Annotated in this window: 7 protein-coding genes; 3 read left to right on the forward strand and 4 right to left on the reverse strand. The window is 62.6% G+C overall.

What is annotated here, in order from left to right; genetic code table 11:
- Positions 1 to 142: 142 nt before the first annotated feature.
- On the forward strand, positions 143 to 2,176 hold the full coding sequence (locus RMO95_RS09490; protein ID WP_310450377.1) for a methyl-accepting chemotaxis protein: 2,034 nt from the start codon (positions 143 to 145) through the stop codon (positions 2,174 to 2,176).
- A gap of 85 nt (positions 2,177 to 2,261) precedes the next feature.
- On the opposite strand, the gene boxA is transcribed toward RMO95_RS09490, so the two are convergent.
- From boxA to RMO95_RS09510, 4 genes are all read right to left on the reverse strand, one after another.
- Entirely contained in the window at positions 2,262 to 3,512 is a 1,251-nt protein-coding gene (gene boxA, locus RMO95_RS09495; protein WP_310450378.1) for a benzoyl-CoA 2,3-epoxidase subunit BoxA, read from the reverse strand.
- A gap of 101 nt (positions 3,513 to 3,613) precedes the next feature.
- Entirely contained in the window at positions 3,614 to 5,038 is a 1,425-nt protein-coding gene (gene boxB, locus RMO95_RS09500) for a benzoyl-CoA 2,3-epoxidase subunit BoxB (RefSeq protein ID WP_310450379.1), read from the reverse strand.
- A 113-nt stretch (positions 5,039 to 5,151) separates the two neighbouring features.
- Positions 5,152 to 6,822 carry a 2,3-epoxybenzoyl-CoA dihydrolase gene (boxC, locus tag RMO95_RS09505; RefSeq protein ID WP_310450380.1) on the reverse strand — a complete coding sequence of 557 codons (1,671 nt, stop codon included), beginning with the start codon at positions 6,820 to 6,822 and terminating at the stop codon, positions 5,152 to 5,154.
- A gap of 56 nt (positions 6,823 to 6,878) precedes the next feature.
- The gene (locus RMO95_RS09510) at positions 6,879 to 7,775 is read right to left on the reverse strand and encodes a helix-turn-helix transcriptional regulator (RefSeq protein WP_310450381.1); all 897 of its coding nucleotides are present in this window, start codon (positions 7,773 to 7,775) and stop codon (positions 6,879 to 6,881) included.
- Between the two features lie 404 nt (positions 7,776 to 8,179).
- Between RMO95_RS09510 and bzdN the strand changes: the two genes are divergently transcribed.
- Both bzdN and bzdO read left to right on the forward strand, forming a co-directional pair.
- The gene (gene bzdN / locus RMO95_RS09515) at positions 8,180 to 9,319 is read left to right on the forward strand and encodes a benzoyl-CoA reductase, bzd-type, subunit N (protein WP_310450382.1); all 1,140 of its coding nucleotides are present in this window, start codon (positions 8,180 to 8,182) and stop codon (positions 9,317 to 9,319) included.
- 16 nt (positions 9,320 to 9,335) lie between these two features.
- Positions 9,336 to 10,646, forward strand: coding sequence for a benzoyl-CoA reductase, bzd-type, subunit O (bzdO, locus tag RMO95_RS09520; protein ID WP_310450383.1), 1,311 nt, complete (start codon positions 9,336 to 9,338; stop codon positions 10,644 to 10,646).
- Positions 10,647 to 10,874: the final 228 nt, after the last annotated feature.

Here is a 10,874-nt window from a genome sequence, read left to right on the forward strand (position 1 = left end):
GTCTGCGCGGATCGCGGACGCCGTAGCGAATCACGGGCGTTGCGGGCCGGCACGGTGCCATGTCGTGGTGGGCTTTGCGACGCTTCTGCTTGCCGGGATGTGCCCGGCAGGCCAACGAGATAACGATTTTGTGGGGTGAAACATGCTGATATTTGGACCCGCCAAGGCGATCATGGATCGTCTGCCATACAAGCAGAAGTTCGCCTTGATGGGCGGCCTCAGCGCCATCGCGATCGCCCTCCTGCTGGTGCACCTGCTGACCATGACCAATGCCACCATCGGCCAGGCGACCAATGAACTGACCGGATTGAAGCTGCTGAAACCGGCGCTGGAAGCCAAGCAGCTTATCGAGCAGCATCGCGCGCTGACCACCCTGGCGCTTGCCAGCAAGGAGTCGGCCGACGCGTCGGCGAAGAAGGCCGTGGCGATCGAAGCCGAGGTTGCGGGCAAGCTGACGAACCTGGAGGTCTTGGTCGCCGGCGACGCAAGCAAGCTGAAACTCGACAAGGCATTGGAACATGTCAAGTCCAGCTGGACGGCGGTAGCCGGGCCGAACTGGAAAGACAAGCCGCCCACGCTGAACCTGAATACCCACGGCACAGCGCTTGCTGCGATCAACCAGCTGATACGCGACGCCGCGGACGAAAGCCAACTGGTGGCGGATTCCTCGCTCGATACGCTGTATATCGTGTCGGCGTCGGTGCTGCAGTTGCCGGTCATGCTCGACCAGCTTTCGCGCATCCGCGACGTCGGCGTCGAGATCCTGCTGCGCGGCAAGCCCAACGAGGGCGAGCGAGCCCAGTTCTCGAAATGGATGGGTGCCGCGGAGGAAACCCGCAACAGCGTCCTCATCAGCCTGAAACGGGCGGCGCAAAACAACCCGAACATCATCCAGGAACTGAAGGTGGTCGAAGCCAACGTCGACAAGAACGTCGGCATCATCACGGCCATGGCCGAGGGCAACCTGCTTGCAGAGCCCTATCTCTCCGGGGATGCCCTTTCCGAATCCGGACAGGAAGCCACCAGCGGGTTGTTCGCCGAACTGACCAAGACCATGCTGCCCCTGGCCGAACGCCTGATCGAAAAGCGCCTGGCCAGTTTGCGAATCGGCATCTACATCAGCATGAGCGTGGTTGCCGTGGCCGTGTTGTTGTTCATCTATCTCAGCGTGGGCGCCTATCTCGCGGTGATGGGGGGCGTGCGTTCATTGTCGGCAACGGTGCTGCGCATCGGCGAAGGCGATCTGAGCGGCAGCGCAAACCTGGAGTCCCGGGACGAACTGGCGGCCGTGGCAGTCAGTGTCAACAAGATGATTTCGCAGATGCGCGAGCTGATCCACGGCATCAAGGATACGGCGGACCGCGTCAAGCAGTCGGCGCAGGCGCTGCTTGCGTCCTCGCAACATCTGGCCACGGCGACCGGCGAACAGAACGATGCCACCGCCAGCATGGCCGCAACCATGGAAGAAACCACCACCAGCATCGCCGAGATCAGCCGAGGCACCCGCGAGGCACTTGCCGTGTCGGCCGATTCGGGGAAATTGTCGGTTCGCGGCGGCGAGGTGATATCGCAGACCGTGGTCGAGATCGAAGCCATTTCGGGCGCGGTTACCAGCTCGGCGCAGGCGGTCGACGAACTTGGGCAACTGTCGTCGAGGATCACGGGCATCGTCCAGGTCATACGCGAGATCGCCGACCAGACCAACCTGCTGGCCCTGAATGCGGCCATCGAGGCAGCGCGGGCGGGCGACAGCGGTCGCGGTTTCGCCGTGGTCGCCGACGAAGTCCGCAAGCTCGCCGAGCGGACCGCCAACTCGACCCAGGAAATTGCCACGATGGTCAGCGCCATCCAGAGCGGAACCCAGGGTGCCGTGGAACGCATGGAGTCCGGCGTCAAGCGCGTCCAGCATGGGGTCGAACTGACGCGCGAGGCCGGCCTGACCATGGCGCGCATTCAGGAAGGCGCCACGCGCGTGGCGCAGCGCATCAACGAGATTTCCCTGGCCATGAACGAGCAGGACAGCGCCAGCCAGGAGATCGCCCGCAACGTCGAACTTATCGCCCAGCGCGCCGGCGAGAATTCCATGGTGGTCAAAGAGGCCACCGCAACCGCCGGTCAGCTGGACAACCTCGCCGGCCAGCTCAGTGCCATGGTCAGTCGCTTCCGGCTCTCCTGATTCGTCGCGACGAAACCGGCTGAACCGCTGCCAGGTGGTTCAGCCGGGGTGGCCGACGCGGTTTACCGCCGGCCGCGCGGAACGCTCAATAGGTCTCGACGTGGTAGCGGCCCTGCAGCAACAGCGCGGCCTGCAGGGTTTTCCAGTCGAGCCCGTGATTGCCGCAGACCTCGCTGATGGCAGCGTCGACGCCTTGCTCCATGCCCTTGAGACCGCATAGATACAGGTAGGTGTTCTCGTCGCGCAGCAGACGCACAACCTCGGCGGCGCGGGTGCGAATCAGGTCCTGGACGTACTGCCGGGGCTGGTCGGGGACGCGCGAAAAAGCCAGGTTGATGTCGATGAAGTCCTTCGGCAGCCGCGTCAACGGACCGAAGTAGGGCAGTTCGTCGGGCGTGCGGGCGCCGAAGAACAGCATCAGCTTGCCGTCCTCGGCCGGGACCGATTTCCGCCGCCGGCGTTCGGTCATTGCGCGCATCGGCGCGGAACCGGTGCCGGTGCAGATCATCAGCAGATTGCTGCCCGGGTGATTCGGCATCAGGAAGCTGGTGCCGTAAGGCCCGACGACATTGACCTGCTCGCCCTTCTTCAGGTCGCAGAGGAAGTTTGATGCCACGCCGCGCACCGCGGCGCCTTCGTGGTCGGCGGTGACCCGCTTCACCGTCAGCGACAGGTTGTTGTAGCGCGGCCTTTCGCCGTCGCGCGGGCTGGCCACCGAATAAAGGCGCACGTGATGCGGCCGGCCGGCGGCATCGAGTCCCGGCGCCAGGATGCCGATGGTCTGGCCTTCGAGCACCGGAAACGAGGCATTGCCGAAGTCGAGCACGATGTGGCGGATGTCGCTCGACGCGTCCTCCCCCGTCAGGCGGAAGTTGCCGCTGACCGTGGCCACCGCGGGCGCCTGGATCGAGTAAAGATTGACGTAGGGGTGGGCGGCCGACCACGGCGGCGGCGCGATGCCGCCCTGTCCCGCGGTAGAGGCCGCGGCGATCTTCGCCACGTCGTCGGGCAGCGCCGCCGTATCGCCAGCGCCAACTCCCGGGCCTTCGTCGAGGGCGACCTGGGCGGGCAGGGTGTCCCACAGCAGTTGCTCGGCGATCGGGTAGGCCAGGTCGGTGCGCATGTTGCGCCAGCTGTCGATGGCGCCGGTCGGGCAGGGCGAGATGCAGTCGTAGCAGTACTTGCACTTCGCGGCGTCGACCACGTAGTTGCGCGAGTCGTGGCTGATCGCATCGACCGGGCAGGTTTCTTCGCAGGTGTTGCAGCGTATGCAGATTTCGGGATCGATCAGGTGCTGGCGCATGATCGTCACCGGCGTTGTCGAAGCCGTGCTCATAGGGATTCCCTTCGTTCAGTCCGCTTCGTCAGTTGACGGAGAACCGTCGCGCGCGGACCGCAGCCGCTGCGGCCCGCACGCGAAAGATTAGCGCAAATCGATCAGTTGAAACGGACGTAGGAAAAGTCCACCGGCTGATTGTTGATGCCGCGTGCCGGCGGCGCAATCCAGTTGGCGAACTTGCCCGGTTCCACAACGCGACCCATGAGCGAGCTGACGAAGGCGCGGTCCTCGATCGAGGGCAGCCAGGCCAGGTGATGATGCGTCCATTCGGCTTCGGAGAGTACCTTGCCTGCCGGGGAGATCTTGGCCGCGGACAGCGGCCCGATCTTGCGGTTGAAGGCCTTGTGCGGCGCGCCGAGGACGAAGGGAATCCCTGCCTTCTGGATGATCTTGTTCCAGCGCTCGATGCCGGCGACGGCATCGCGCACATAGTCGTCGCGCAGGCGCTCGTTGAGCGCGTTGAGGTAGGGCGCCTGGACCGTGAGCAGTTGGCCGTCGGCGACTTCGAGCACGGGATAGCTCGCATCGCTGAGCTGATGGTCGTCGTCCTGCTTGGTTTCCTCGTAGCGGCCCTTGAGTCCGGTGTTGTAGAAGGTCGCGGCATTCGACGAGACGTCGGCGCCGAACAGGTCCATGGTCACGCTGAAATGGAAGTTCAGGTAGCGCTGGATGGTCGGCAGGTCGATCACGCCGGCGGCGCGAATCTTCGCCACGTCGTCGGTCTTCAGCTGGTTCATGACCTCGCAGGTGCGCTGGATCACGCGGCCGACGCCGGATTCGCCGACGAACATGTGATGCGCTTCCTCGGTCAGCATGAACTTGCAGGTGCGCGCCAGCGGGTCGAAGCCGGATTCGGCCAGCGAGCAGAGCTGGTACTTGCCGTCGCGGTCGGTGAAGTAGGTGAACATGAAGAAGGACAGCCAGTCCGGCGTGTTTTCATTGAAGGCGCCGAGGATGCGCGGATTGTCGGCATCGCCCGAGCGGCGCTCGAGCAGGGCTTCGGCTTCCTCGCGGCCGTCGCGGCCGAAGTAGGCGTGCAGCAGGTAGACCATGGCCCAGAGGTGGCGGCCTTCCTCGACGTTGACCTGGAACAGGTTGCGCATGTCATAAAGCGATGGGCAGGTCAGGCCCAGGTGGCGCTGCTGCTCGACCGAGGCGGGTTCGGTGTCGCCCTGGGTCACGATCAGGCGGCGCAGGTTGCTGCGGTATTCGCCCGGGACTTCCTGCCAGGCGGCTTCGCCCTTGTGCGCGCCAAAATTCACCTTGCGGCCTTCCTCGGCCGGGTTGAGGAAGATGCCCCAGCGGTAGTCGGGCATCTTGACGTAATCGAAGTGGGCCCAGCCGCCGGGATCGACGCTGACGGCCGTGCGCAGGTAGACGTCGAAACCTTGCGACTCGTCCGGACCCATGTCCTTCCACCAGTTGATGAACTCCGGCTGCCAGTGCTCCAGGGCGCGCTGCAGGGTCTTGTTCTCGTTGAGGTTGACGTTGTTGGGGATTTTTTGCGAATAATCGATGCTCATGGCATTCTCCTGTTTGGGGTTGGGGATGGGGCTTGTAGGAGCGAGCTTGCTCGCGAAAAGGTGGATCGCGAGCAAGCTCGCTCCTACTGGGGTACGGATTCGATAGCGACGCTTTAGACGCGTTCCCAGTTGAACTTGGCTTTGTTGCCGCTGCCGAAGACCTTCAAGGCGCCGGCTTCGCCGACCGCGTTGGGGCGGATGAAGATCCAGTTCTGCCAGGCCGAGAGGCGGCCGAAGACGCGGGTCTCCATGGTTTCTCCCGGGCCGAAGCGCAGGTTGGCTTCCATCGCGGTGAGCGCATCCGGCGACAGGCTGGCGCGCTCTTCGAGCACGATGCGGATCTCGTCTTCCCAGTCGAGATCGTCCGGCGTGGCGGTGACCAGGCCAAGTTCGGCGGCGGCGGCAGCGCCCAGGGGCTTGCCGGTCGCTGCCCTGGCGGCGGCGATCGGGCCTTCCTCGCCGTAGAAGCGCGCACCGATGCGATACTGGCCATTGACCATGGGGTAGCTGCCGAAATTCATTTCCGACAACGTCACCTTGGCTTCCTGCTGCGGGTCATTGGGCAAGGCCAGCATGTAGCTGCGGTCCGCGGCCAGCAGCAATTCGGCCAGGGTGCCGGCGAAACAGGCATCGCGCTCGGCGATGGCAATCAGCGTGCGCGAGGTGACGTCGAGGCGCGCCAGGGTCCGCCGCAGCATGCCGACGACTTCGCGCACGAACCAGTGCTGCCGATGACGGGCCAGCGCGGCGTCGGCCGCGAGCACGTGCTGCGCCTCGCCGCTGGTCTTCAGCACCCAGGTGCCGATTTCGAGATCGTTGGTGCGCAGCATCAGGATCGCGTCGTCGAGTTCACGGGCCATCAGCAGCGGCCACCAGGCGGCGCCTGCGGCAAGGATCTCCTCGATGCCGTCTGCCGCCTGCGCGGACGGTGCCGCAACCGTAAGCGTTGCGCGGCGCGACTTGCGGTCGATGACTACATCGACGGTTTCGTAGTGATAGCCGGTCTCATCGATGCGGCGCTTGAGCGGCGGCAGGACGACGCCCTTGGCGTCGGCGGGGCGGTCGCTCTGGGCCGCGAGCTGCGCGGCGCGTTGCTGCACCTTCTCGGCGAAAGCCTGCGGTTTGGCGTAATCGTCGATCAGGCGCCATTCCTTGGCACGCTGGGCGCGGACGCCCTCGGTCAGGGTGCAGAAGATGTCGGCGTGGTCGCGCCGGACGCGGCGCTTGTCGGTGACGCGGGTCAGGCCGCCGGTGCCGGGCAGGACGCCGAGCAGCGGCACTTCGGGCAGGCTGACCGCGGACGAGCGGTCGTCGATGAGGATGATTTCGTCGCAGGCCAGCGCCAGCTCATAGCCGCCGCCGGCGGTGGTGCCATTGCAGGCGGCGAGGAATTTGAGGCCGGAATGGCGGCTGGAATCCTCGATGCCGTTGCGCGTCTCGTTGGTGAATTTGCAGAAATTCACTTTCCAGGCGTGGGTCGACAGGCCCAGCATGAAAATGTTGGCGCCGGAACAGAAGATGCGTTCGCGGGCAGAGGTGACGACCACGGTGCGGACTTCGGGATGCTCGAAGCGGATGCGTTGCAGGGCGTCGTAGAGTTCGATATCGACGCCGAGATCGTAGGAATTCAGCTTCAGCTTGTAGCCGGGCTTGATGCCTGCATCCTCGTTGATATCGAGATGGAGCGTGGCGATCTGCCCGGTGCAGGACAGGCGCCAATGCTTGTATTGGTCGGGATGGGTGTCGTAGGTGATGGTCTGCGGGGGGGCTTCCGGATAAGTCATTCGCTTCTCCTTGATTTTAAGTTGCTGTTTCAGGTGGTTCAGGTGATTCAGGTGATTCAGGTGGTAATGGCTTGGTGCAACTGGACGAGACAGTCTTCCGGCCTCCGACCGGTGGTATCGAGGGTGAAATCGGCTTTGGAGTACAGCGGCTCGCGCGCGACGAGGATGCGGCGCATGTCTTCCATGGCCTCGGTATTGCCTTCCATGGGGCGGAAGTCGCCTTGGGCGACAACGCGCGACATGTGTTCTTCCGGGGTGGCCTTGACCCAGACAGTGAAACAGTTCATCAGCAGCAGATTGAAGGTTTCGGCTTCGGAAACAATGCCGCCGCCGACGGTGATGACGGCGCTTTCGTGCTGGGCGATGAAACTTTCGAGGCAGCGCCGTTCCAGGCGGCGAAACCCGGGCTGGCCGTAGAGCATGAACACTTCGTTGAGGCTCATGCCGGCCTCGGTCTCGATGGCGCTGTTGAGTTCAACGAAGGGCAGGGCAAGTTCGCCGGCGAGCGCACGGCCAAGCGTCGACTTGCCGGCGCCGCGCAGCCCTACCAGGGCAATGCGCTTCCGGCGCGAGGCATCCTCGTTGCCGAAATCACGCATCAGGCGCAGCAAGGCTTCTTCAAGGCGATTGGGCGAGAGTTGTTCGAGAAAGCGTGAAATCAGTCGGTACTCCGGCGAACTCTGCTGCGGCTCCAGCAGTTCGACCAGGGATATCCCAAGAGCATGGGCGACATGGCGCAGGACCATGATCGAGGGGTTGGTCTCGCCGCTCTCCACCTGCGCCAGATAGCGCTCCGACACATTGGAGCTCTGCGCCAGCGACTTGCGCGACATGCCGCGTCGGGCGCGCGACTCGCGCACGCGGATTCCGAGCGATTGTATGAACTCTGTGTCCGCCGCCTCATCAAAGAAGCGCGTAGCGCCAAGGATTTCGGTCTTATCGGTCGATTGCATCTTTGTCAGCCCAGTGATTTCGGTCTGGTGAAAACGAAGCGAAGCGGAGTTTCAGTGGAAGCAAACGTCAGCTTCATCGGCGTTAAACGCAGAAGCCACAACTAGAACGGCGTTCAGGTAGGTGCACTATAGTACATACACCAGGGCAATGTAAAAATAATTTTTTAAACCTAATGCAAAAGCAGGTAATAAACGCTTTCAAGGTACTGAAAAAAAAGGACATACGCTATGCCCTTCGGAGTAGGAAAAATATTGCATGGGGCTATTGACGAGAGGGTCTTTTTATCTCATACTCCGCTCCAGAATGTGCAGTATGGTTCAGTGATGGAACAATAGTTCCAAATCCACTAATAGAACGGCGCGTCCGAAGCACGATGTGATGGATCGCCAAAAAGGAGGCACAAATGGCTGATGGTTTGTTCGACCAGTTCAAGGGCTGGTATGAGAATCGCCACGACTATGCACGCGACTGGAAGCAGCGCACCGGCGGGCAGGTTGTGGCTACGATGTGTACCTATACCGCGGAGGAATTGCTGATCGCTTGCGGCATGCTGCCGGTGCGCGTGCTCGGTGCACATGAACCGCAAAACGTGACCGAGCCGCATATCTTCGGCATGTTCTGTCCCTTCTGCCGCGATTCGCTGGCCCAGGGCCTGCTCGGCCGCTACGATTACTGTCAGGGCGTTACCCTGACGCAGTCCTGCATCCAGTATCGGCAGACCTTCAGTTCCTGGCGCAGCAATGTGCCGACCGTGGAATGGGACTACTACGTGGCGATGCCCAACGAAGTCCAGTCGGCGCATGCACGCACGGCTCACTACAACGAACTCCAGTCCTTCCGCACTTTCCTCCAGGCCCTGACCGGCAAGGAGCTGACCGACGACATGCTCAGGGAAGCGCTGGCCGTGGTCGACGAAAACCGCCGCCTGTTGCGCGAGCTGTTCGAATACCGCAAGGTCGCCAATCCGCAGATCACGGGCTGCGAAGCGCTCTACGCCTCGATTACCGCGCAGTTTGTGGACAAGCGCGAGCATAACGAACTGTTGAAGAAGGTCCTTGCCGCGCTGCCTACCCGTCAGTTGAATCGTCCCGAAGGCGTGCGTTTCATGACCATCGGTTCGGAAAACGACGACCTCGCTTTCATGAACATGGTCGAGTCGGTCGGATCGACCATCGTCATCGACGATCAGTGTTCCGGCACCCGCTACTTCTGGAACGAGTCGAAGCCCGAGGACGACGTGATCAAGGCGATCGCCGATCGCTACTGCGACCGTCCGGCCTGCCCGACCAAGGATTACCCGGCCCACACGCGCTTCGACCATGTGCTCACGCTGGCCAAGGATTACAACGCGCGCGCCGCGATCTTCCTGCAGCAGAAGTTCTGCGATCCGCACGAGGGCGACTATCCTGACCTGAAGGCGCACCTTGAGAGTAACGGTATCCCGACGCTGTTCCTGGAATTCGACATTACCAATCCGATCGGCCCCTTCCGCATCCGTATCGAGGCATTCCTCGAGACGATGAGCGACGAAGAGCTGTTCTAGACCAAGGGGGAAGCAGATGAATGCACCGAACAAGTATCCGACCGAATCCCTCAAGCTGTGGGGCAAGGCCAAGCAACTGCGCGAGCAGTACTACCAGAACTACGCGCGCGCCAAGGACAACGGCGGCCTGCGCTGGTCAGGCTCGGCCTGGGCGCTGGATGCCCTGCCGGCCGGCCTCGGCGATGACGTCTATTCGCTGACCGGCGAGCCCTACGCAGCGGCTGTCGCGCACGACAAGAAATTCGCCAAGGAATGCATGGACGCGGCCGAGTCGGTGGGCTTTGCCCGCGACCTGTGCTCCTACATGCGCATCTACTGGGGTGGCATGCACCTCGACAAGTACCTTTACGGCGGCAAGTTCCCCAAGCCCGACTTCATTTTCCAGACGCAGATCTGCTGCTCGCACTCGAAGTGGTACCAGCACGTCGCCAAGGAAGAGAAGGTTCCGCAGTTCTACGTGGACGTCGGCGTCGGTCCCTACAAGGACATGAACGCGGCGCGCCTCGACTATGTGACCAACCAGCTGCACGACGGCATCGAGTTCCTCGAGAAGTCCACCGGCCGTACCTTTGACGACGAGAAGTTCCTCAAGGCCGTCAAGAACGAAATGCGCTCGACCAGCCGCTGGGCCGACATTTGCGCCCTGAACAAGGTCAAGCCGGCGCCGCTCGACGAGAAGACCATGTACTCGCTGTATGTGCTGGCCACGCTGTCGAAGTCCTCGCAATGGTGTGCCGACTTCTACGACGAGCTCTACGACGAGGTCAAGGATCGCGTCGCGCGCGGCATCGCTGCCGTGCCGAACGAGAAGTGCCGCATGATGTCCGACACGCAGCCGCCCTGGTCCTTCCTCAAGATCTTCCGCTACCTCGAAACCTACGGTGCGGTGTCGATCGGTTCGCTTTACACCTTCGCCCTCGAAGGCATCTGGGAAGACAAGCCGGACGGCAGTTGGGGCGGTCGTTCGCTGCCCTGGGAGAAGGGGATCGAGATGAATACGCGCGACCAGATCCTGCGCCTCTACGCCGACTGGAACCTGTCCAAGCCGCAATGGCAGCACTTCTTCGATCCGCGCCTGAAGACCGCGATGATGCTGCGCATCGTCAAGGAGTGGCAGGTCGATGGCGTCATGCTGCACCTGAATCGCGGCTGCGAAGGACTCTCGATGGGCATCATGGAGAACCGCGGCGGTATCGCCAAAGCCGGCGTGCCGATCATGACCTTCGAAGGCAACATGGGCGACGAGCGCGAGTTCGACGAAGTGCGCACGCAGGCACGGGTCGATGCCTTCATGGAACAGCTCGGTCTGCGTCGTCAGGCTGCGTAACCGGATTACCGTGAAATACCTTGCCAAGCGTGCACTGTGATGTTCGAGCGAAGCGAGCTGATTGAGCCTCCCCGCGAGGGGAGGATGGGAGGGGCGGGCCTTCAATTCGCCTTTCGCGTGTTTCATTATCAGGCGTGCGGCTCAATTGCTGCACGAAAGTTAGGAGAGGACACAACATGATTACCGCAGGAATCGATATGGGCTCGCGCAGCATCAAGGTGGTGCTGC

Source organism: Sulfuritalea sp., assembly GCF_031426875.1.
GTDB lineage: Bacteria > Pseudomonadota > Gammaproteobacteria > Burkholderiales > Rhodocyclaceae > Sulfuritalea.